This is a genomic window from Limnohabitans sp. Rim28, assembly GCF_000293865.2.
In the GTDB taxonomy this organism is placed as follows: Bacteria; Pseudomonadota; Gammaproteobacteria; order Burkholderiales; family Burkholderiaceae_C; genus Limnohabitans_A.
In genome coordinates this window covers 71,925-94,390 of sequence record NZ_ALKN02000002.1, presented here as the reverse complement: position 1 = coordinate 94,390, position 22,466 = coordinate 71,925, and the positions used below count along the sequence as shown (strand labels likewise).

Genomic DNA, 22,466 nt, shown 5'->3' with positions numbered 1-22,466 from the left:
ACATCGGCGTCAACACAAGGGCATCAATCTGCTTCAATTTTGAGTTCCTTGGAAAGCGCACCCCATCGAACTGATTCTGCTTTCATGAACAGACCGAACTGATCCGCAGTGGTAGGAGTGGGGTAGTAGCCCAGACCGATCATTTTTTCCCGAACTTCCTTCTTGTTCAAAGAGTCATTCAAAGCACGGTTCAGTCTTTGAACAATGGCTGGCGGCGTGCCCAACGGCGCAACCATGCCTTGCCAGCCCGTCACCACGTAGTTTTTCAAACCAGATTCTCTGAAGGTTGGAATGGATTGAAACTCTGGCGCACGTTCTGCAGCCGTGAGCGCCAATACTTTTAATTTGCCGCTTCTGACATGCGGCATACCCGCTCCAAGAGCATCAATCATTCCAACCACTCTGCCGGCCATCAAATCGATCAGTGCAGGTCCGCTGCCTTTGTAGGGGATATGCTGAATTTTGACTTGTGCTTCAGACTTCAACATTTCAAAAGCAAGGTGCGTTATTTGTCCATTGCCGCCTGAAGCGTAGCTAAAGGCATCTGGCTGAGACTTCAGCAAATTCAAATACTCGGCCGCTGAAGTCACATTCAATGTGGCTGGCACAAAAAGCGCTAAGGGGGCATAGCCTACCTGTCCAATGGGCGCTAATTTATTAGGTAAATCAACAATGGGTTGCTTGGAAATGTGTTCCAAAACAGAAAACTGCCCCACATTTCCCAAGCCAATCGTGTAGCCGTCACTGGGTGACCGCATGATTTCTGCGGAAGCTATCGCTGTGCCTGCACCAGGTTTATTGTCCACAATGACGTTTTGACCTAATTGGCTTGACATGTCTTGTGCCAACAATCGGGCCAGCTGATCAATGCCACCTCCTGGAGGAAAACCAATCACCATTCGTATGGGTTTGTTGGGGAAGTCTTGGGCAAGAAGAGGTTGACTGAAAATTGCACCCGCTAAGAGGGCCAAAAAAACACCCATTTGTTTGAGTTTCATGTTTGTCTCCTGTTTAGATCAACGGTGGTCACGAAAAACATTCTGAGTCTTGATCTGACTCGACATGCGCCAATGCAGTAGCTTGTCCATCAGGCCTTGACGAATAGCAGCGTGCGTTGTTGACGTCCAAAGGTTGTTGGTTTCCTCGGGGTCATTTTCAAGATCAAAAAGCTGGCCAAAGCTTTCATTCAGAAAATGCACCAGCTTCCACCGTTGGGTTCTGACCATGGTCATGAACTCAATGTCCGTCAAAATGTTGTCACGACCTTGTTCGCAATAAACGGCCTCACGTCCAGGCCAATGCGGATCACTGAAAGCTGGTTCGACAGAAACGGCCTCCATGCCTTCGGGGTGTTTGGCTTGTGCCTGAGTGAGTAACCATGGAACGATGTCCATCGCTTGAATCAGGGCATCAGATTTATGGGCCTCAGGTACCTTTCCAGGCGCCCACAAAATCATAGGAACCTTTGTCACTTGCTCGTACATGGTCCACTTTTGACTGTGCCCGTGATCTCCTAAACAGTCTCCATGGTCCGATGTGAAAACGATGATGCAATTGTCCAAATAGCCCTTCTTATCAAGCGAATCCGTGATCTTCCCAATTGCATCGTCAATCATGGTGACGTTGGCCAAGTAATGGGCGCGCTGCCGATGGCGATGCTCATCGCTGGGTTCGAGTTGGTGTACGACTGAATCGTGGTCTATTTCAACGTTGTGTTCGCGAAGCACATGGAACGGTTTTGGTTGTCCTGCCAAATCTGCTTGCGTGACTTTGGCGATGGGCAAATCTTTGTCGATGTACCTATTGAGGTAGTCCGGCGTTGGGTCGTAAGGTGGGTGCGGTCCCGGAAAACCAATTTGCAAAAACAAGGGCTCTGCTTTGGGGGCGGTGTCAATCCACCAGCAAGCTCTATCGGCAACAAAATTGTCTGAATGCGAGTCAGGTGGTAAGCGCCATTCAAATGCACCGAGTCTTTCGCGGTAGTCTGGAAATTCTCGGTACTGAACTCTTTGCTGCTTGACCAAGCCTCGCGCAGCCAGTGAGCGATCCCAGTCATCAAAGAAAAATCGACCCTCCAAAAATCGGTCTTTATTTTCTACAACATAGCGTTGGTGGTACCCGGCAGGTGTGTCTAAAGGCCATGTGTGCATCTTGCCAACGTTGATGCAGGTGTAGCCAACTTGTGCGAGATTTTCGACCCAAGTGTGACGCCATCTGTCTGCATTTTTTAAGATGCCAGTGGTATGAGCGTAATAGCCGGTGAACAAACTCGAGCGAGCTGGCACACAAGATGCCCCAGCAACATGGCACTGCGTAAAGTGGGTGCCTTCTTTGATCAACCTGTCCAGGTTCGGCGTATCCATGTGCGGAAATCCCAAGCCAGCGATCGTGTCATAGCGTTGCTGGTCAGTGATGATGAAAATGATGTGAGGTTGCTTTGGACTCATCGGATTCTCTGCACATGAAAAATCCCATGCTAGTCCGTCTCTATGCAAATAAATAGTGATTATTTTTAATCGATCCATTACTATTTGGAATGGACAGGTAGCAAGATGGAACAATTCAAATTCAAGCCCATAACGCCCAATACGCTTTCAGCCTTGCGCAGGCTTCGCATGCGTCATTTGGAGTTGCTATGCCATCTCAGTGAGGCGACCACAGTCAGCGCAGCTGCAGGCAAGCTCAACCTCACTCAGCCTGCTGTGAGCAAAATGATTTCTGAAATTGAGTCCGTGAGTAAAGCCGCCTTGTTCACAAGAGGTAGAACGGGCATTCAACCTACCATTCAAGGCGCGCTTTTGATACGACAGGCGTGCGACATGGTGCAAAGTCTTGACCGCTGTTTTTCCGAAATCAATTCGATTGAAGAGGGATCAAGCGGTCTTTTGCGGCTGGGATCTTTTTCTACAACCAGTATCTTTCCCAAGCTGGTTGTTGACGTCATCCAACAGCTGCCCTTGCTTAAAATTCAAATTCAAGAAAGTCCTCCTCAAGAACTGATCAACGCCCTCATCAACCATGAGTTAGATGGCGTGGTGACCAGTTTTTCAAGAGAGATGATGGGTGATGTAAGAACTAAATCGCTGAAGCTTCAGCCGATTTCCACCGACAGTCTTTGTGTCGTCGCCTCCAAGAAACACCCTTTCTCAAAGCGAAGAACCATCAAATGGACGGAAGCTGTTCAGCACCGATGGGCTTTGCCTCCCAAGGATGCGCTGATGACCAAAGAGTTAATGTACGCACTCAAAAAAATGGATTGCCCAGACATCATTCCTGTCATTGAGTCCATGTCTGCCATCACGATGAAAGGCTTGATTCAATTTGATGACAACTTGCTTGGCATCATGCGTGAGCATCAAGCCAAAGAAGAAGAGCGCGCCAATAACTTAGCCATTGTCAAAATTCAGCCAAAGATCAATCTCCCCGACTTGTACTTGGTCACGCACAAGCAAAACTTGATTCCCTCGGCAACCATGCAAGCGCTGCAAAAAGCACTTGGACTTTGAAGCCGAGAGATGATGCGTTTCAAGGTCGGGTGATTTCGACAGGCGTGTGCATGTAATCAGAGACAACAGTGCCCGTGATGCGGCGACCTTCTACACGGCCAGTGAAAGCGTGTACCTTGCGGTCTTGCGTGATGAATTGAAATTTGACTTCATCGCCACGCAACCTGGCACCCAACATGGCGTGGTTTTGGCTGCCACGGGAGAGAATTCCGCCAATGTTTTGAAAGGATTGGCTCATGCTCATGCGCATGGGCCCGCCATCCAGCCCGGTCATGACCCAATTGCCCTCAATTTGTGCTGGGACCACCCAAAAGTAGCCTTGTGCGTGTAGATACGACATGGTTTCGTCAGGCTCCCAGTCGCCCATGGTGAAGGCATGCGAGACCACCCGCGTGCCTGGTTTCATCTTGAGCAAGAGTGGGCGTAGCTTCAAATTCAAGTGGGGCATCAGGTAAAGGGTCACCACAGTGGCCGAACTGAAGTCTTCTTGGAAGATGTCCCCTGTGATGATCCTCACTTTGTCGGTCACGCCAGCTTCGGCAACTTTGCGGCGGGCAAATTGCGCCATGTCGGGGTTGAACTCAATGCCCACCGCTTGGGTGCCGTATTGACGTGCCGCGGTGATGGCGATGATGCCGTCGCCCGCGCCCAAATCAAACAATCTGTCTTGATCGGTGACCTTGGCTGCGGCGAGCATTTTGTCAATCAGACCTGGTGGGGTGGGGATCCAGATCACATCCTTGCCGGCTTGACCGCGCACGGGCTCGTAGGCCGTTGTGGCTGGTTTTGGGCCGGCCGTGTTGGTGGCGGTGGTGGCGGTGGAGGCGCAGGCCGCATTCAGCCAACTGGTCAGCAGGATGGGCAGCAAAACACGGGATAACTTCATGATCTATTCCTTATGAGATGCATTGGGTTTTGCCATGCAGGACCGAGCAGAGGCAATTCCTTGGGTAATTCGTAGGATTATTAATTGTTTGCATTGATTTTGAATGAATCGCGGTTTTGGGCTTCATTGGTATTTACCCTTTACTCAGCGAGCCAGTTGGGGTTCAGGACTGAGCCCTTAAAAAGACATGGACCCGCCTGGCGCTCAAAACAAAGAGCGCGGTATCTCGCGAGTCGAGTCAATGCATCCCCCATTCGCGTAAACACCTGCGGGGTCTCGGTAAGCCATCATTTTGGACATCACAGCTTCCAATTTTTCAGGGGACTGCCTTGTGAGTTCTATCTGTCGCGCCACTTCGCTTTCATCCATGGACAGAACGCCGCTCGAATTGAGGCAAGCACCATCACGCCAGTGGTAGATTTCGAGGCATTTAGAAGTCAAGTCAAAGGGTTTGTCTCGTCGCCAAAAATTGCTGAACAAACCGCCACCCAAGTAAAATACCCAAGATCCTTCAAAACCTTTGACATCCGAGGAGCGATCGTCGGGGTTTTTGAACCATAAACGATCGCCCGGCACGTAGTAGCGCATGGGGATGGGGTTTTCAGGCCTACCGTATTCATAGACGTAGGTGGTGTGGAATGGGTCAGCCCTGGGCACCGCCAGACGACACTGTGCTTCCAACGCCTGCAAATAACTTGGGTTTGCGAGCTTGGCTTCCTCAGCCAGACCGAGCAAAACCAAATACTCCGCAGCCCGATAACAAGAAAACTCATACTGACGACCAGTGACTTCGGGCTGGGTGGCAGCGATGATGGCCTCTTCCAGGCTGACACCTTGACGGATGACAAACCCCGTTTCGGAGTCTCCCTGCCAGTATTCTGAAGGTCGCTCGGCAGCTTCGGTGTTGAATGCCAAGGAGGTTTTGGCGGCTGCCCTTGCAATATTGACGCGGACACGTATGTGCGATTCGAGTTGCGCCACGCTTTTAAAAGTCATGATCTGCGGCGCAGCCAGCATGGTCAGGACTATTTCGAGTTCCAGAGCATGCGCATCGGATAACACCAAGTCAGACGCAAGCGTTCTGACCTGCAGTGTGTCAAAACCCGGGCACCAAAGATCGACATACCGCTGCTGGAGTCGGGCTTCAAAACAGCCGTCTGCATTTTGAACAGATGGCCGAATCTGAGTCGCCTCTTGGAGGCCCAAGCGCTTGAGCAAGCGGTTGAACTCGCCATGCGATTGATCGGGGTTTAAATCCCTGCTGCCTTCAATCAGGATGCCGGCGGGTGTCGACGCGTTGACCTTTGGGGACATGGTTTTCCCATTTTGAATAATCGACCACGTGCAATGGTTTTACACGATGACTGGTGATGGATTAAATGGACTTTTTATTGTGCGACAACAATCTTAGTCGAGATCAGTGGACAACGCGATGTTTGTCAGCCTTCAGAAACTGGTCCTCTTTGCAAACGCTGGGCCATCGGGGTCAGGCCATGTGGCTTCGCAGGGCAGGGCAGTTTTAGACCTTGCGCGAGGTTCTAATTTATTTAAGCGTGAAACCTCATCAGCTTCCGGGGTGATTCAGTTCATTCATCAAAGTTAATAGGCTGATACAAATGATGTACTTTAAGAGTGAGCAACTCCTTTTCACGATTCATTGAATAATGCCTGAATTAACCCATTCAACTCAAGATCTTATGCCCATCAAAAAAATCATTGACGTGACTGAAAAAGTTTTCCTGGTCACTATCGCACTGTTTACAGTGGGTGCCATGCTGCAAGAAGTCATGCTGTTGATCGAGCAGCGCAGCGTAGCGCTGAAGGACTTATTGCTGATGTTTATTTATGCAGAAGTATTGGGTATGTTGGGCGCTTTTTACAGCAGCCACCGAATTCCAATCACCATACCGTTGGTCATTGCCATGACTGCCTTGAGCCGCTTGATCATCCTCCAGGGCAAGGACGGTGACCCTTCTATTCTTTTGTATGAGAGTGGCGCTATTTTGATGATTGCGATTGCCTGCTGGGTGATCAGCAAAATACAAGACCGTGATTGACCAAAGGCGCTTGATAAGAAGAATACAACGCGAGCATGACTCCAATGGCTGTGAGAAAATTTAAATCACACAACCGTAAATAGGAATTCAGATGACCAGCGTCAAAGCATGTTTAGCACAAAAAGGAAAATCCGTTAACGTGATCAGCGTCAAGCCCGACGAAAAAGTGGTCGTGGCCTTACAGCTGATGCGCGACAACCGTGTGCGTGCGATCTTGGTGGTCAACGATGAAAAGCTGATGGGCATCGTCACTCAGGGTGACTGTGCCATCAAGGTGCTGTTACCCGGCCTGGATGCCAAACAAGTCCTGGTGCAAGAAGTCATGACTGCCGACCCTGTCTCGGTCAAACTGGACGATCCCATTGAAGCCTGCACAGGCTTGATGGCTTCCCGTAACTTCCGCCATCTGCCGGTTGTGGAAGCTGGGCGGGTCGTTGGCGTTATTTCTATTGGTGATGTCGTCAAAGACAACATTCGACAAATGGGCCAGCAGATTGGGTTTTTAGAGACCTATATCAAGGGGCACAGCGCTGCGCTTTGATGATTGATTGACTATGTTGTTGGCGCACCGACTTGGCGTCAACAACATGGGACAGTAACTGGGCTGTTGATAAAGTTTTTAAATTTATCTTCCCAAAGGTTGGTCAATAACCGTGAGCCGTTTCAATGCCGTTTATCGGCTTTACATGTGCCGCCATAGCTGTAGAAGGGGAGTCGTTCAACCTTTGCTCGGCAATCATTACAAATAAGAACCCACGCTGCAGATGCATCCTGCACAACACGATAGGGCGTTGAGCTTACAACTTTGCATTTTTCGCAAGCCTTGATCCGTGATCTTAACGGTTTAGACACAGTCTTGAGTGGGCTAAATTAATCGGATCAATCAGCGGTAGAAATCATTTTTTCGAAGGCTTCAAGGGTAAGCAAAAAAATCAGTGTGACCAACGGTACATTGACTTGCGGTTTTTTTACTTCGCAACCAGTTTTCTACGGTTTCGATTGGAAGAAGACCAGTCTCCTTAACGGCATCAGCAATTCCGAAAGCAAGTTGTTCCGTCAGTGGTCGATCAAGTTCATTCATGACCCAAGGGCTGTCCTCAACCTCAACATCAAAGTGACGGTCTTTCAGTAGGTTGATCAAAACATTTGCCGCATTGGGGCCTGAAGCAGCTCCAAAACCTTTATCGGTGCGTTGGTGAAAGTGAAATGCTTGTAAGACTGCTTGATCATCCGGCCCCTGTGGATCCCAAGTTTCGGCACCGTTGTAACTGAGGGTTGCGTAAAGGGGTTTTGTCAGTGCCATAGAAAATTTCTTAAGCCAGCTGTCGCTTGTTAAATCAAAAAAAGCTGCTGCGGTCACAAGATCTGATTTAGCCATGATGGGCAAATGAGCCTCTTTGGCAAGATCCGCACATTGAAAATTAACAATAATTTTTTTACTGTGTTTTTTTAAGATCAGTTGTGACTCCTGGGATTGATGAGCAGATGTATGAGGATCATTTTTGACAATGGTTGAATCATCACTCCATTTCAAAAGCGCAGCATGCGCTGCATTCAATAATTTGGGGTCTGAATCAACCAAAGTCCACTCTTGAACTTCATTGAAGACAGGTGCAAGTGCGCGAAGATTCGAGCCGCTCCCACAACCCAGATCAACGACATGAACCGCACCAGGACGTGAGGATTCGATGTGTTGAAGATAGGCCTTGACTGAAGCCATCAGCTTTGGGTTTCGAGAGCGGTGATCAACAGGCTCTCTCAAAGCAAGCCATTCACTGGTGAAGCTGTTCATTGTCTATTCGATCAAAGGTTGAGCCATTGAGCTTATTGGGCATGCCATATTGTTGTTGCATCATGCCGGCGAAAACGCCGCTTTGCGCCATCAGTTCTTCAAAGTTTCCTGATTCAACAGCCTTGCCGTTTTCCATGACCAAAATAACATCCGCATTTCGAATCGTACTCAGCCGGTGCGCAATAACCAGCGTGGTTCGCGTTTGAGTGACAGCTTCAAGGGCTTTAAGCAAGCTGGTTTCAGTGGGCGTGTCCAGTGCGCTGGTCGCCTCATCCAAGATCAAAATCGGTGCATTTTTCAAGAAAACACGCGCGAGTGAAAGTCGTTGCCTTTCGCCACCAGACAGCGTGCGACCATGTTCACCAATGATGGTGTCAAAGCCATCAGGCTGAGACATGATGAAATCCAAGGCTTGGGCGCAGGATGCGGCTTCATGCAATGCTTCATCGGAAGCATCCGGCGAGCCAATTCGCAAATTTTCAGCAATTGAGCGATTGAACAAAAAAGGCTCTTGGAAAACAACGCCGATGTTCTGCCTCAATGCTTTGAGCTTAATGTGCTCGATATCATGGCCGTCTATCGTGATGAGTCCTGATTTCCTGTCAAAGGCACGGTACAACAAACTGAGGGCGGTTGATTTTCCAGCGCCTGAAGTGCCAACCAGGGCGAGCGTTTGACCCGGATGGAGACAAAAGCTGAGATTGTTTACGGCTGAAATGTTGGCGTTGTAGGAAAAACTCACATTTTTGAACTCCACCAATCCAACCAAGCGTCCTGGGTCAATGGCATCGGGTTTATCTTTTACCTCAGGTGTTGTGTCCAGAACATCAAAAAAGTCCTTTAAGCGAGGCGCTTCGGTAGCGAGTCTGTTGATGAATGAAACCGATTGATCAAGGCGGGTAATGACCAGGCCTGCGAACGCTAAAAATGTGACTATTTCTCCAACGCTCACCAGGGAATGGGAGTAGAGCCAAACACCCAAGAGGATGATGCAAAAAATACTGATGGATGTTGCGCAGCGTGTCATCACGGTAACCACCGCCCACCAATTCAAAATTGGAAACTGCGCTTGCAATACGCGTTGACTGATTTGACTGAGTGATTTTGCTTCTGCATCAATTCGTGTGAAGCTTTGAACCAAAGCGATGTTGCTCAAAGTGTCTGAGGCTTGGGTTGCCATTTCGGTGTGATGATTTTCAATTTGTTGTTGAAGTTTTTGAGTTTTTCGCAAAATAGAGTGCGTCAGCAAAACAAAGAAGACACAAAGAACCATCAAGATGGACGCCAATTGCCAATTGATAAAAAACGCAAGCGGCATCAAAACAACCAATGACACAAATGCAGCCAATTGCTCCCGAAAAAAACTGAGCCACAACGACCACAGAGCGTCTGTACCTTGCGTCATGACTTTCATCAGCTTTCCTGAATGCGTCCTTGACAGCTGAGACATGGGCAAGTGCAAGACGTGCATAACGTAGTCGTTCATCACTGCATGGCGTCTACTGTGTGCGAGGCGATCAGAATAAAGCGCAATCAAAGTTGAGGAAACGATGGTGAACAGACCAAAACCAATCCATAACAAGAGCAACGGACTGATAGATTCCCAAATGCGGTCTTCAGTTTGATTGGCTATTTTCGAAAGTTCATCAATGATTTTTCCAAACAAAATGGGCTCAAAAAACAAAGCACAAGCCAGCGCAATGTTAGCAATTGACAAGCGCCACGCTAAACTTTTTTGCGTGCCTAAAAGTCCAAGCACTCGCGCATAAATTTTCCAAAAATAGATCATTTTTTCTGGAACTTTTCTTGGATGGAATAGGACTTGAGTTGAAGAGGCTGCAGAACTTCTGAGCGTCCAATTTCTTCAGGCGAAGACAACCATTGATGCTGGATCATTTTTTCCCCAAGCCAAGCTTGGGATGTCAAAACTACCAAGGGTATTGCCAGCGCCAACCCCCCAAAGAAAAACAGGCCAATTGGGAATAGACTTGGATGAGACCATAAAAGCAAAACAGATAAGAAAATACCAATCAGTGTGTGCGGAAAAAATTGTTGACTTGCTTGACGCCAAGAAATGACGTGATCATCTCTAGATTGGGTAGACCACCCACCCTGATGGCCCAGGACGAGTCCAATGATGAAAAATGAATGATTGAGCCAAGTGATGGGCGTCATCAAAAACGAAAAAAATGTTTCAAGCAATAAACTTTTCACGAAGACAGTGCGGCCTCCAAAACGATGACTCTCTCTTCTGCGCAAGAGAACATCTAAGGCACCAGCTATTTTTGGCAGGTACCACATGACGCCGGAAGCAACAATCAATGCTTGAAAAAAACCTGTATTGATGTACTCAGAAAAAGAACTGACCGTGCTTGCGGATACCACTGTGATCAACATGAGAAGGATCCAGGCTGGAGACCCTGCGAACATGGCGATGGCCATGAACAATTGGAACCGCCCCATAGCGTGTAAATTTTCAAGTCTCAGCAGGTGAATGTATTGCAAATTTCCTTCACACCATCTCAAATCTCTCTGGATGTAATCGCTGAGAGTGGGCGGGTTTTCTTCGTAGCTCTGGTCTTCGCATGGAAAAACCCGTACCTCGTAACCAGCCCTTCGCATCAAAATGGCCTCTATCAGGTCGTGGCTCAAAATTGTTTTATGTTTTGAGCCTGTCTTGAGTAAGGCCACATTGCAGTGGTCAATAAACGGTTCCAATCTGATGATGGCATTGTGTCCCCAGTAAGGCCCACAGTCTCCAAGCCACCAAGAAGACCCCATGGTGTAAGAGCGCATGCCCAAGCGCATGCCATATTGAAACAATCGGGTGAACGCACTGGCCGAAGGCAAGCCGACAACCAGCCCTTGAACAATTCCCAAACGGTGATCGTTTTCCATGATGCGTACCAGCCGCGACATGGCACTACCTGTCATGAAACTATCTGCATCGAGGACGATTGCATATTCGTGAAGAGTCCCCCACCGTTGACAAAAATCTTCGATGTTGCCAGCCTTGAAACCTTCATTGCTTTCACGGCGTCGATAGGTGATAAAGATTTGGTCTTTCCACTCATCACTGAGTTTGTTGAAAGCAGCGTCCTCAAATTGTGCAATTGACGGATCGTTGGTGTCACTCAAAATGAAAATGTGATAATTTTTGCCCCATCCGTTGTTGACCAAATCCTTCAACATGGCCTGTAAATTTCGAACCAGTCTTTCGGGCAGCTCGTTCCGTATGCAAAGCAATATTGCAGTTGAGGATGTCAGTGGTTTGTCTTGAAAACAGGCAGCTGCGTTTGGGAAAACCAGGCTTGTAGGGTCTTTTGAAAATTGGCACAGAATCAAGCCGATGATGGCATTCCAAAAGCCCACAACCATCCAAGGCAGTGTCATGGCGAAAAGTGCCAACAAAAAGGCGTGCAGAAGATAGGGCGTGTTGTTTGACAGGGTTGAATGCATCAACCAAAGCATGAATACGGCGGTTGTCAGTGACAGCGAGAAAAAGAGGATGCGTCTGACTGACATGGTTATTTATTCGATATTCACAAGCAATAGATCTTTGATTTTATGGGGCTGACAGAAAGTGCGTCATCAGACTTTTTGTAAACCTTTATGAACACCAGGCCCGGTGCATTTTTAATGGTGGGCATTTGACGTGCTGTCCTATACTTTGATCATCAGTTCAGTACAAATTGAGTGCCGACTGCTTTTTAGATTGAAACACCTGTGTCATCACATTCAGTCCATGGCTTTGAGGCCAGATCCCTTTGGTACTTGGCTCCTGAAAAAGTTGAACTTCGGTCAGAGTCGCTCAAACCTTTGAAAGACGGCGAAGTGCGCGTTAGGGCGCTGTTTGGTGCACTGAGTCGCGGCACCGAATCTTTGGTTTATCGCGGAGAAATTCCTGAATCTGAGTACCAACGGATGGCGGCACCTTGGATGGGCGGAACTTTTCCGTACCCGGTCAAGTATGGTTATTGCCATGTAGGTCGTATTGAGGATGGCCCAGCGTATTGGATTGGGCAGCTTGTTTTTGCATTGCGACCACATGAGTCGATGTACGTGGCAGATCTGATGGATGTTGTGCCCTTGCCAGTTGGATTGACGCCAGAGCGCGCAGTTTTGTCAGCCAACATGGAAACCGCTTTGAATGCAGTGTGGGATGCATCACCAGGCCCTGGTGACCAAATATTGGTTGTTGGTGGTGGCGTTGTGGGCTGTCTCATTGCTTACTTGTGCGCTGGATTGAAAGGTGCAAACGTCACATTAGTGGACATCAACCCAGAACGTGCCTCTATTGCCACAGCTTTGGGGGTGCAATTTGCATTGCCCCAAAACGCCCCCACAGAATGCGATGTTGTCTTTCATTGCAGCGCCAGCGCAGCCGGTCTGGCCACAGCAATAGATGCTGCAGGTGAAGAGGCTCAGGTGTTGGAATTGAGTTGGTACGGCAGTCGCGAAATCAGCCTCTCTTTAGGTGGCGCATTTCACAGCCGACAGATCAGGCTACAGTCCAGCCAAGTGGGTCACATATCTGCGACGCGGCGTCCTCGCTGGACACACAGAAGACGGCTCCAAGCGGCCATGAGTATGCTGATCGATGAACGCCTTGATGTTTTGTTGACCCATTCTGTGGACTTCGAAGATTTACCCCATCAGTTACCCATTTTGCTGGGCTCAAAAAGCCAAGCGCTTTGCAGTTTGATTCGTTACCCCTAAGGATTTTTCATGTTTACTGTTGAAGTTCGAGACCACATCATGATCGCCCATTCATTCAAGGGAGAGGTTTTTGGACCTGCTCAAGCCTTGCATGGTGCAACGTTTGTTGTTGACGCAGCTTTCATGTCAAAGGCGTTAGATTCCAACGGCATCGTCATCGATATCGGCAGGGCGCTTGATGTTTTAAAAGCCACACTGACCCCTTTGAACTACTCTAATTTGGATGCGCGTGAGGATTTTTTGGGTGTCAACACCACGACTGAATTTCTCACCAAACACATCTTCGATATTTTGGCTACTGCTGCACGAAGCGGTGAACTTGGCCGAGACGGAGCCGAATTGCATGCGATCAGGGTCACCTTGTCCGAGTCCCATGTAGCCCGCGCTTGGTATGAAGCCGAAATTCATTGACCAATGGCGTGTTGGGCGTGGTCAAAAAACTCATCTTTGTATTTCCTGGTGATCTTGCCTCGTTAACGGGTGGATACGCCTACGATCGGCGTGTCATTGAGGGCCTTCAAACTTCAGGTTGGCAAATTCAATTGATCAGCTTGGGGGAAGGCTATCCATTTCCGAATAAAGAACAATTGGCTAAAGCTGCCTCTTTGCTTCTTCAGTTGGAAGCGGGTCTGCCGATGCTGGTGGATGGCTTGGCTTTTGGGGTGCTGCCTGACTTGGTTCCCTTGCTTGCTGCGCGCCATCCTGTGATCAGTTTGGTACACCACCCACTAGCTTTGGAATCCGGTCACAGCCCAGAACAGGTCCGGATGCTTCAAGAGTCAGAAAAAAAGTCTTTGATGCATGCCAAAAGGGTAGTGGCCAACAGCCCTAAAACCGCGTGTGACTTGACTGGCTTTTACGAAGTACCTGTCCAACACGTCACAGTGGTTTTGCCGGGAACTGATCGGTTTGCTGCCCATCAAATACCTGCATTGACCCGAAAACCAAGTTCAGGGCCTGTTCAATTGCTTTCTGTAGGTGCTGTCATTCCCCGAAAAGGCTTCCATATCCTTGTTGAAGCATTGCAGCCCCTCAAGTCTCTTTCGTGGACATTGACCATTGCAGGCGATGTGACCCGAGACCCCCCTGCTTATGTGCTTTTACAAGAGGTCATTCGTCGTTGTTCACTGGAAGACCGTATCCATGTTTTGGGTGCTGTCAGCAGTCCGGAGCTGCAAAACCTTTACGCCAAATCAGATGTGTTTGTCTTAGCATCTTTTTATGAGGGGTATGGCATGGTTTTCGCAGAAGCGATGGCTAATGGTTTGCCCATTGTTTCGACAACGGGTGGCGCCATAGCGGACACTGTTCCAAAGCAAGCTGGCGTATTGGTTGAACCTGGTCAAGTGGATGCGCTCAGCGATGCGATCAAGTTATTGATTGAAAACGATGACTATCGATCTTTATTGGCACAAGGTGCAAGGTCTGCAGCACAGCAGCAGCCTACATGGGAAGAATCTGTTCAAAAATTTGATCAACTTCTGAGTGAACTAATTGCCGAGTGATCTTTTAAAGGACAAGTGAGTCCTTACGCAAGTTGCAGGCAAACAAAACGTCATTTCCAAGTACATGGGTTGACGTGCTCATTCGGGTCGCTTGGTCCATGTGCAATATGGGCGGCAATTCAAAACTGGGTCTTCCAGAGCCCATGACAATAGGTGCAACGATCAAATGCAAATGGTGAAGACATTTGGCTTGCAAAAATCCAGAGACTGTTTTGGCGCCACCTTCTATCAACACACGTGAGATCCCTATCTGCTGCAGTCGTTGCAAAAGATTTTTTGGATCGATCTGACCGTCTGTTAACGGCAAAGCCAGGTTTTCAACTTCAGGTGGCGCAAATACCGCTTGGTCTTCAGATGTGACCCATATTTTTCTCACACCATCTTGTTGCCAAACCTTGGCGTTGCTCGCCAATCGACCTCGCGGGTCAATCACGATACGGGCAGGGCTTTGCCCATTCACGAGTCTGACGGTCAGTAATGGATCGTCTGTAATTGCGGTTTCAACGCCAACGACAACCGCATCTACCAATGCACGAAGTCTGTGCAAATGAACTAAGCCATCCTGACCGTTGATGTATTTGGACTGCCCCGTGACGGTGGCAATACGTCCGTCCAGTGTTTGTCCTATTTGAGCGATGACCATCATGCTGTTGTCGCTCATTTGACGCAAAGGTTCAAACACAGCTTGAAGAGTCGATGGGGGTAAAGGGTCAGTTCCAAAAAATGCTTTTAAAAAGTGATCCCAGTCTGCCACTGCTGGACTCTCAGTGCCGATGGGCAACTTCGTTGGAAATGGGTCAGTGGAAATCACGGTTAAAAGACCTTGTTCTTGTCCAAAAAAATTATTTGTTGAATGTCTAACTTAACATGGGAGGAAATAATTCATCGGTGCTAAAAAAAATGACTGTTTTTGCCCCAGCCTTCATAAAGCACGAACATAGACTTATCAAATTTTCTTGATACAAATGAATTCAAAAAATCATAATTTAATCGATGTTGACAACGCTATTTACGATTTGCGACGTGGTGCATCAGTGGTTGTTGACGATTTAAAGAAAAGCTTTGCTGTTGTCAGTGTAGAACTGCTGACTCAAGAACGCTTGGATGCGTTTGCAATAGCCGGAAACGGCAATGTCCAATTGATTTTGACGGGAAACAGGTTACAGGCCTTGGGTCTCGATATCTCTCCACAACATGCTTATTCGGTCGTGTGCCCTGGTGGATTCAATGTTGAACTCATCTCTTTATTGAGCAACCCTTTGACAAGCGCGAAGTCCCAGAAGGCTTTCCAAGAGCATTTACAAAACATTGCCATTACCCAGGCGGATCATTTAGCCCAGTCATGTCTTAGTTTGTCCAAGCTTGCGCGCCTTTTGCCAGCAGTTGTCTTGGTCGACATGTCTAACGATGTTGCGTTACCTTGTGTGAGCCCTGATTCAATCAATGCCTATGCCAGCAACGCAGCAAGCGCCTTAACCTTGGTCAGTGAGGCACGAGTGCCTCTTGACAGTGCTGAGCACGCCAAAGTCTTGGCCTTCCGTCCTCAATATGGCGGTATTGAGCATCTGGCGATTGTGATTGGCGATATCGATGTCAACTTACCAGTTCTCATCAGACTGCACTCCGAGTGTTTTACCGGTGACTTGCTCGGTTCATTGCGCTGTGATTGTGGAAGCCAGTTGAGAGGCGCCATCGACGTGATGGCTAAAAATGGCAGTGGCATATTGCTTTACTTGGCACAGGAGGGCCGTGGAATCGGCCTGGTTAACAAGTTGCGTGCTTATCAATTGCAAGATGTTGGGCATGACACTGTTGATGCCAATTTGCAATTGGGCTTCGATTCAGATGAGCGCAACTATGCACCCGCTGTGGCCATGTTGCAGTTGCTGGGCGTGTCCCAGGTCAAACTCATGACCAACAACCCAACGAAGGTCGCAGCCCTGACTGCGTGGGGTGTCGATGTGACTGAGCGTGTTCCGCACGCCTACCCAGCCAATCCCCACAACGAGCATTACTTAAAAACAAAGGTTGAAAAGAGCGGTCATCTCATTTCGATTTAAACCAGATACGGTCAAAAACCTGGTCTTTTTTAATCCACAGATGGTTCAAACCCGCACCGATATGAGCGATGGCGACGGCGATCAACGCCAAAACCAAGTAGCCATGAATTTCGAACAACTGTTTTGCCAAAGGTTCACCCTTGGGTACGCCGGGCAAGGCTGGAAGATGTAAGCCTCCAACGGTGATGAGTGCGGGGTATGCAGTGACACCGGCCCATCCAAACAACGGCACCAGCACCAAAAGCAAATACATCGCGCTTTGCACCACATGGGCCAATTGAATTTGGCCCGTTGAAATGCTGCTTGGATAGTCTGGTCTTTTGTTAAGCAACTTCACCACAATCCGCATTGCGGTGACGAGCAGTACTAGGAAACCTATCAATTTATGCCATGAGTACAGGGTGTTCGTCAGCTCATCCCAAAGATTGGCACCCGCACGGTCAGTCATCCAAAAGCCAAGCACCAGCAAGGCGATGATCATCACCACCGTAATCCAATGAATAAGCCTTAACAAAATGGGATATTGATTTAACAATGGAAGCCTCTCTGTTAACGGTGATGCTGAGTTGTTGATCGTGTAAAGATTACCATTGAACGATTGATACACCAAATTTCAAAAGATATTTATGGACGTTCTTCCGGTCATTCTTGCAGGTGGTTCTGGCTCTCGGTTATGGCCACTCTCCCGTGATCTGTATCCCAAACAATTTTTGAATTTGATACCAGGTCAAAAAAGTCTGTTGCAAGAAACGATATCCCGGTTGGAGGGGCTCGATTTCAGGGCGCCTTTGATTTTGTGCAGCGAGGATCATCGTTTCATTGCAGCTGAACAATTGAGAAAAATGGGACGCGAGGACTGCACCATTTTGTTGGAACCTTTTCCCCGCAACACGGCCCCTGCTGCTGCGTTGGCTTCATTCTTTGCCACTTCAGCCCTGACGGATGAGCAGGATTTGATCCTGCTAGTGCTTGCTGCCGACCATTTCATTGCTGATGTGACTGCATTTCATGGCGCTTTGCTTTCTGCTGTTTCACTTGCACAGTCTGGCCAGTTGGTCACTTGTGGTGTTTTGCCGACGTCGGCTGAAACGGGTTACGGATACATCGAGCAGGGGTTACCTTTTGAAGACGGCTTCGTGGTGAACCGTTTTATTGAAAAACCAGATCAGATCAGTGCGCAAAAATTCATAGACAGTGGTCGTTTTCTTTGGAACAGCGGCATATTTGTCTTTAAAGCCAAAAGCTATTTAAAGTCACTTCAAAGTTTGTCACCCCAAATTTTTGAGGCATGCAAGGCCTCGACAAAGGTGACGACCACAGACCTGACATTTACCCGTGTAGATCAATCTGAATTTGATGCCTGCCCATCAGAGGCCATCGATACAGCCGTGATGGAAAAAAGCAGCGACGTTGTGGTTGTAAAGCTTGATGCGGGTTGGAGCGATATCGGGTCTTGGTCGGCCCTTTGGCAACAGGCAGATAAAGACGTTGCTAACAATGTCCTGCAAGGGGATGTAGTAGCCGATGACTGTCGGGGTATCTATGTCAATGCGCAAAGCCGTTTGGTGGCGGCTATCGGTTTAGAAGATTTGGTGGTGGTAGAGACTAAAGACGCCGTGTTGGTGGCACATAAAACACGTGCCCAGGACGTCAAAAAAATTCATCTTCAGCTCAAAAATTCAGGACGACCAGAATACAAAAATCATCGCGTTGTTTATCGCCCTTGGGGCATGTACGAGTGCCTTGATTCGGGGACATCCTTTCAGGTCAAACGCATCACGGTAGATCCCGGCGCAAAGCTCTCTTTGCAACTGCACCATCACCGCGCCGAGCATTGGGTCGTTGTCAGTGGTACAGCAGAAATAACCAACGGCGACAGCACTTATGTTCTAAATGAAAATGAGTCAACTTTCATAGCGGTTGGCCAGCGTCATTCCTTAAAGAATCCAGGGGATGTACCCCTCGAAATCATTGAAGTTCAATCCGGTACCTATTTAGGTGAGGACGATATTGTGCGATTCGAAGACCTCTATGGACGATCTTGATTCAAGCTTTCATTGATCATACGATTGGCTTTCTTCGGCAACACCAAATTGTCTACAGCCCTTGCACTAAGACGAAACCAGAGATCCCAATGTGGGCTAAGGTCAGCAAAACGGATACTGTGTGCAACACTTTGAAAAGAGTTTTAGCTTGCGTATCTGTTGCACGGTTAATGGCCGGCATCAGCAATTGACGAGTAAAAACTGTGGTCAAGGCGATCAGCAGCATCAAACTCGCTGATTGAACTCTCTCGGGCCCTGCTAAGCCTGCTGCAAGCAAAGAAGTCACAATCACGAAGGCGTAGAAGTGTGGAAATGCTTTGCGCAGTAAAGGTCCTGCAGCATTGGCCGGTAGCGCGGAAAACAAGAAAGCTGCAAAACCAAAAGAATACAAAGTCATGCCTCCGAACAGCAAGGCTACGGTCAACATAAAAAAGATATCAATCACGATTTCACTCTCTAAAAAATCTCAATCTTGGAGCTTATTGCAATTAAACGTACCTTGCGATAACCCTCATTCGCGAGGTAACAATTGACTGACGTATGAGGGGTTTCAAGAGGGCTCAATGTTTTCTTCGCCCACTTTCAAACTAGCTGTATAGAGCAGTGGCGATCCTGCTTTTCTAGACTGTTGATTGGACCCTAACTGACTCAACTGAAATCGGCATCCCTTGCTAAATTGTTATCAGTTTCAACAAGTGTGGAGCCTCAATAAAATCCGGGACGATTCACAAAGATGCCCGTGGAATGACCGCACGGATTGATCCAAGAATATAACTACCCATCGATCGTTTACTGGGCTAGTAATTCCCGTGGACATGAGTTCGGTATCAAAACCGAAGTCGTTTCTAACCTGGAAAATTTTGTTGCGCGGTGGAAGTGGGCTTAGTAAATGCGGATCAATGCTCGGCATTGCCTCTATGCTTGAGCGCGTGGGTTCGTTCCGAAATATTGTCCATGTAGGCAAAGAGCAAGCCAGTGACGACAAGGCACACGTGAATGCCGACTTTCCATGCAATGGCTTGATCCGCTTCTGACCAGATTGCTGGGGTGTCGCCGCCGGATTTGAGCAAGATGCTGAGATTCACGAAGCTCTTGAGCAACTCTATCGCCGAGATGGCCACGATGGAGGCGATCACTTTGATCTTCAAGCTCGCAAAATCAACCTGCCCCATCCATTCTGGCCGGTCCTCATGCCCTTTGGTGTTGATCTTGGAGACGAAATTCTCGTAGCCGCTGAAGATGACGATGAGGAGCAAGTTGGCCACCAAGGAGAGATCCACCAAGGCCAAAACTGCCAGCACCACTTCGCTCTCACTGGAGGAGAAAATGTGAGGCAACACGTGAAAAAGTTCTTGCGTGAACTTCACCAACAACATCACGATGCCGATCACCAGCCCTAGGTAAAAGGGGGCCAACAGCCAACGGCTGTTGAAAATCAAGGCTTCTAATAAGTTTTCAAGGGCCTTCATACGAACTCGCTTTAAAAAATCAAATGTCTTCTTGCGAGTCTATCTCACGCGGGTTAACGAGCACCTTGTGGTCATTGTCTTCACCAGCCTATCGGCCATATCGAACCGAATAACTACAACAACCCACGGAACACCCTATCCGAGATGAATCGAAGCGTTGTTTTTCAAGGTCTTTCACGTGAATGCTTTGCGAGAGCTGCAGGATGAAAAGGTTTGGCGGCAGGGTTGGGTCTTAGGTGCAGCTGTGTGGGTTAATATTTGTGAATAGAATTTTTTAGATAACTCCATGCAAAAGTCTTGCAAGTCATGCAGTAATTTATTGATCTCTGATTCAGCCACCACTGGCTACAGGTGCGGTGTCACCTATTTCAGTCAGCCGCCAGTTGAGCGCAAAATGAAAAGAATTGAGACCTATCCTGAAGTTAACGAGCTGGACAGCTGTGATCAATACCTATCGCGTGTTGAGCAGCTAAGGACAGATCTTTCGACTCAGTCTCGATTGGCCTGAACTACTTTCGTTTCAAAAACTACAGTCTGCATGACAACACTTTTAACAGCACATCACGCTTTTGCTCCAGCGTGAAGGGCGAGGTTCAAATCCCAAACTTCATACACTTTGAGCGATAGCTTTGCAGATGGTCAGATCAAAAGTTGCAGCTTGAAAAAGTTGCAGCGTAAAAAAGTTGCAGCGTAAAAATAAATGACGCTTGCCATCAGGTGAGCACAAAGCAATAGCCATCTTGCGGCACCTTACATAGTGGAGGAGGGTGCTCAATGGTCGCCAACAAAACTCTATATACATTGGCCAGTGCGAACCAAAACTCCATATACATTGCCTGTCTTCGACGCGAAACTTTATATACATTGAGGCCGTTCGAGCGAAAACTCTATATACATTGAGCCATCGCTGGGCCACAATGGATGCTCGTCAGGTGCTTAAAAAAGTCGCACCGTAAAAAGAAATGACACTGGTTTACAGCTGCTGTCACAAAGTGGCTTTTAAAATATCACTTTGTAGTTATATGGGTATACTACAACTATACTACTTTGACACCCTGTAAAACAGCTAAGTTTTTGTTTTTAAACAGGAAAAATGTGAAAAGCTGGCGTTTTCACACTGCAGGGGTCGCAAGTTCGAAACTTGCATCGCCCACCAAAAAATTCCCAATGAAATCAAGCACTTAGAGGAAACTCTAAGTGCTTTTTCTTTAGTTCAAAGTAGTATGGTCCGGGTTTACTACTTCTCATAGATTTTTCGATGTCTTTTCATAGATTCGGAACAGTCAAACAAGCCCAATTCAATGTCTGAACAGTGACTCCTACTTCGTGTCAATGTCGAATTGCTTTTTGCCTCAGCGCCAACACGGCTAGCGCTTTGCCCAGCTTTAAAAAAACGCTACGTTTGTTTTGATTGAAGTCCAGCTAGTCAGCTCTGCGAGCCCAGGTGAAAACGCGCTGTAGGGCTTTTTTGAGTGCCACACGGGTGCTTTTTTGCAAAAGAGCACTGCCTTACGCAGACTTTGCGCGCAAATAGTCGCTAGAGGTTGACTGCTGTCACTTGGTTTCGAAGCGTGAATGACTGCTTCCCCCGGTACCCGTCATCGCTCAGACCTCAGCTTAGCCATCCGGTTCAGAACGCGAAGTAGCAGTAAGCCCTTATCCCAGAAGATCACGCAGATAGTGAGATGGAGTGACTGCGGCGAGCTTTCCGCCAGTCGTGTCGGATACGGTCCCATGCATGATTCCATAGCACACCGTCTTTTCCTTGGTGGTTGTCATAGCTCCCACGACCATGTATCCCAAGTCAAAGACGGGGCAACCGCTGTACCCACCAATGCTTGGATTTTCAAGCATGAAGAAATCACACAGGGTGTTCGTGTCAGCGCGGTTCATTGTCAGGAACGTGGACGACGCATACGACCGGTAAGTTAGAGGGCTGAACATTCCTTGCGCGCCGAATCCGTTTGGAAAGCCGACCGATGTGAGTTCAAAGTCTCGAGAGACTGGCGTTCTGTCCAAATGGAAGTGGTCGTAATCCAGGAATCGGCCATCTAAGTGCGGTGCGAGTGTAGTGTTAGGTATGACCTGGAGTACCGAAATGTCCGCGACTGGATGGTGCTGCCATGCAAGTTCACCATTGAAATCCGCAAGCCGTAACCCGGTAGCGTTCCCCGCTTGATCACTAAGGACGAGCTGTGTGGCGTTTGTGCACGTTCGCGCGACATGCGTCGCCGTTACAAGGAACGGCTCGTTGCCATTTCGGGCGACAAAAACACCGGTGCCAACGTTGAACTGCGTTGCGTTAACCGGAGTCCTTAGATTGAACACAACGCGGAATGTATCGTCTCGAGTGAGAATCATGATCTCGTCCCTATGGGTGCAAACTTGATATAAACGTCAACCCTGTCGGACGCAATACATCGTAGC

General features: G+C 48.2%; 21 protein-coding genes. 8 read left to right on the top strand and 13 right to left on the bottom strand.

Annotated elements, in window-relative coordinates; translation table 11 throughout:
- Positions 1-23: 23 nt before the first annotated feature.
- Together B472_RS02990 and B472_RS02985 are read right to left on the bottom strand one after the other, a co-directional pair.
- The gene (locus B472_RS02990; RefSeq protein WP_019425264.1) at positions 24-998 is read right to left on the bottom strand and encodes a tripartite tricarboxylate transporter substrate binding protein; all 975 of its coding nucleotides are present in this window, start codon (positions 996-998) and stop codon (positions 24-26) included.
- Between the two features lie 18 nt (positions 999-1,016).
- The gene (locus B472_RS02985) at positions 1,017-2,447 is read right to left on the bottom strand and encodes a sulfatase (RefSeq protein ID WP_019425263.1); all 1,431 of its coding nucleotides are present in this window, start codon (positions 2,445-2,447) and stop codon (positions 1,017-1,019) included.
- A 105-nt stretch (positions 2,448-2,552) separates the two neighbouring features.
- Here B472_RS02985 and B472_RS02980 point away from each other — a divergent pair, with 105 nt between their 5' ends.
- Entirely contained in the window at positions 2,553-3,506 is a 954-nt protein-coding gene (locus tag B472_RS02980) for a LysR family transcriptional regulator (protein WP_081504896.1), read from the top strand.
- A 19-nt stretch (positions 3,507-3,525) separates the two neighbouring features.
- Here B472_RS02980 and B472_RS02975 read toward each other — a convergent pair whose 3' ends face one another.
- Entirely contained in the window at positions 3,526-4,392 is an 867-nt protein-coding gene (locus tag B472_RS02975; protein WP_019425261.1) for a cyclopropane-fatty-acyl-phospholipid synthase family protein, read from the bottom strand.
- Between the two features lie 204 nt (positions 4,393-4,596).
- Positions 4,597-5,610 (bottom strand): hypothetical protein, encoded by a 1,014-nt coding sequence (locus B472_RS02970; protein WP_133176058.1) that lies wholly within the window; start codon positions 5,608-5,610, stop codon positions 4,597-4,599.
- Positions 5,611-6,056: 446 nt separating this feature from the next.
- On the opposite strand from B472_RS02970, the gene B472_RS02965 reads away from it, so the two are divergent.
- Both B472_RS02965 and B472_RS02960 read left to right on the top strand, forming a co-directional pair.
- Positions 6,057-6,449 carry a phosphate-starvation-inducible protein PsiE gene (locus B472_RS02965; RefSeq protein ID WP_116798567.1) on the top strand — a complete coding sequence of 131 codons (393 nt, stop codon included), beginning with the start codon at positions 6,057-6,059 and terminating at the stop codon, positions 6,447-6,449.
- A 91-nt stretch (positions 6,450-6,540) separates the two neighbouring features.
- Positions 6,541-6,990, top strand: a complete 450-nt coding sequence (locus B472_RS02960; RefSeq protein WP_116798566.1) for a CBS domain-containing protein — start codon at positions 6,541-6,543, stop codon at positions 6,988-6,990.
- 372 nt (positions 6,991-7,362) lie between these two features.
- Here the strand turns inward: B472_RS02960 and B472_RS02955 are convergent, their stop codons facing one another.
- From B472_RS02955 to mdoH, 3 genes are read right to left on the bottom strand one after another with little or no spacing between them, the layout of a single operon-like run.
- Positions 7,363-8,241, bottom strand: a complete 879-nt coding sequence (locus B472_RS02955) for a class I SAM-dependent methyltransferase (protein WP_026039181.1) — start codon at positions 8,239-8,241, stop codon at positions 7,363-7,365.
- Positions 8,222-10,030: a glucan ABC transporter ATP-binding protein/ permease gene (locus B472_RS02950; RefSeq protein WP_019425255.1), complete on the bottom strand. Its 1,809-nt coding sequence runs from the start codon at positions 10,028-10,030 to the stop codon at positions 8,222-8,224. Before B472_RS02950 ends, B472_RS02955 begins: the two co-directional genes overlap by 20 nt.
- The gene (mdoH, locus tag B472_RS02945) at positions 10,027-11,766 is read right to left on the bottom strand and encodes a glucans biosynthesis glucosyltransferase MdoH (protein ID WP_019425254.1); all 1,740 of its coding nucleotides are present in this window, start codon (positions 11,764-11,766) and stop codon (positions 10,027-10,029) included. The genes B472_RS02950 and mdoH overlap by 4 nt, the downstream gene beginning before the upstream one ends.
- 201 nt (positions 11,767-11,967) lie before the next feature.
- Between mdoH and B472_RS02940 the strand changes: the two genes are divergently transcribed.
- The 3 genes from B472_RS02940 to B472_RS02930 are packed head-to-tail and all read left to right on the top strand — an operon-like array spanning position 11,968 to position 14,465.
- Positions 11,968-12,960, top strand: a complete 993-nt coding sequence (locus B472_RS02940; protein WP_081504895.1) for a zinc-binding alcohol dehydrogenase — start codon at positions 11,968-11,970, stop codon at positions 12,958-12,960.
- A 9-nt stretch (positions 12,961-12,969) separates the two neighbouring features.
- Positions 12,970-13,371, top strand: coding sequence for a 6-carboxytetrahydropterin synthase (locus B472_RS02935; protein ID WP_019425252.1), 402 nt, complete (start codon positions 12,970-12,972; stop codon positions 13,369-13,371).
- A gap of 8 nt (positions 13,372-13,379) precedes the next feature.
- Positions 13,380-14,465 (top strand): glycosyltransferase family 4 protein, encoded by a 1,086-nt coding sequence (locus tag B472_RS02930; protein WP_133176057.1) that lies wholly within the window; start codon positions 13,380-13,382, stop codon positions 14,463-14,465.
- A 4-nt stretch (positions 14,466-14,469) separates the two neighbouring features.
- Here the strand turns inward: B472_RS02930 and B472_RS02925 are convergent, their stop codons facing one another.
- Positions 14,470-15,276 carry a RibD family protein gene (locus B472_RS02925; RefSeq protein WP_133176056.1) on the bottom strand — a complete coding sequence of 269 codons (807 nt, stop codon included), beginning with the start codon at positions 15,274-15,276 and terminating at the stop codon, positions 14,470-14,472.
- 154 nt (positions 15,277-15,430) lie between these two features.
- Here B472_RS02925 and ribA point away from each other — a divergent pair, with 154 nt between their 5' ends.
- A complete protein-coding gene (gene ribA / locus B472_RS02920; protein WP_019425249.1) occupies positions 15,431-16,525 on the top strand; it encodes a GTP cyclohydrolase II in 1,095 nt (364 codons plus the stop codon).
- Here ribA and B472_RS02915 read toward each other — a convergent pair.
- A complete protein-coding gene (locus tag B472_RS02915) occupies positions 16,512-17,132 on the bottom strand; it encodes a cytochrome b (RefSeq protein ID WP_255418401.1) in 621 nt (206 codons plus the stop codon). The genes ribA and B472_RS02915 overlap by 14 nt on opposite strands.
- A 19-nt stretch (positions 17,133-17,151) precedes the next feature.
- Here B472_RS02915 and B472_RS02910 point away from each other — a divergent pair, with 19 nt between their 5' ends.
- A complete protein-coding gene (locus tag B472_RS02910; RefSeq protein WP_040505707.1) occupies positions 17,152-18,570 on the top strand; it encodes a mannose-1-phosphate guanylyltransferase/mannose-6-phosphate isomerase in 1,419 nt (472 codons plus the stop codon).
- Positions 18,571-18,622: 52 nt separating this feature from the next.
- Here the strand turns inward: B472_RS02910 and B472_RS02905 are convergent, their stop codons facing one another.
- From B472_RS02905 to B472_RS02895, 4 genes are all read right to left on the bottom strand, one after another.
- The gene (locus B472_RS02905) at positions 18,623-19,015 is read right to left on the bottom strand and encodes a DUF4149 domain-containing protein (protein WP_026039177.1); all 393 of its coding nucleotides are present in this window, start codon (positions 19,013-19,015) and stop codon (positions 18,623-18,625) included.
- A 451-nt stretch (positions 19,016-19,466) separates the two neighbouring features.
- Positions 19,467-20,039 (bottom strand): TIGR00645 family protein, encoded by a 573-nt coding sequence (locus B472_RS02900; RefSeq protein ID WP_019425245.1) that lies wholly within the window; start codon positions 20,037-20,039, stop codon positions 19,467-19,469.
- A gap of 607 nt (positions 20,040-20,646) precedes the next feature.
- Positions 20,647-20,778 carry a hypothetical protein gene (locus B472_RS17410; protein ID WP_255418400.1) on the bottom strand — a complete coding sequence of 44 codons (132 nt, stop codon included), beginning with the start codon at positions 20,776-20,778 and terminating at the stop codon, positions 20,647-20,649.
- Between the two features lie 917 nt (positions 20,779-21,695).
- Complete coding sequence (locus tag B472_RS02895) at positions 21,696-22,400, bottom strand: trypsin-like peptidase domain-containing protein (protein WP_019425244.1); 705 nt, start codon at positions 22,398-22,400, stop codon at positions 21,696-21,698.
- Positions 22,401-22,466: the final 66 nt, after the last annotated feature.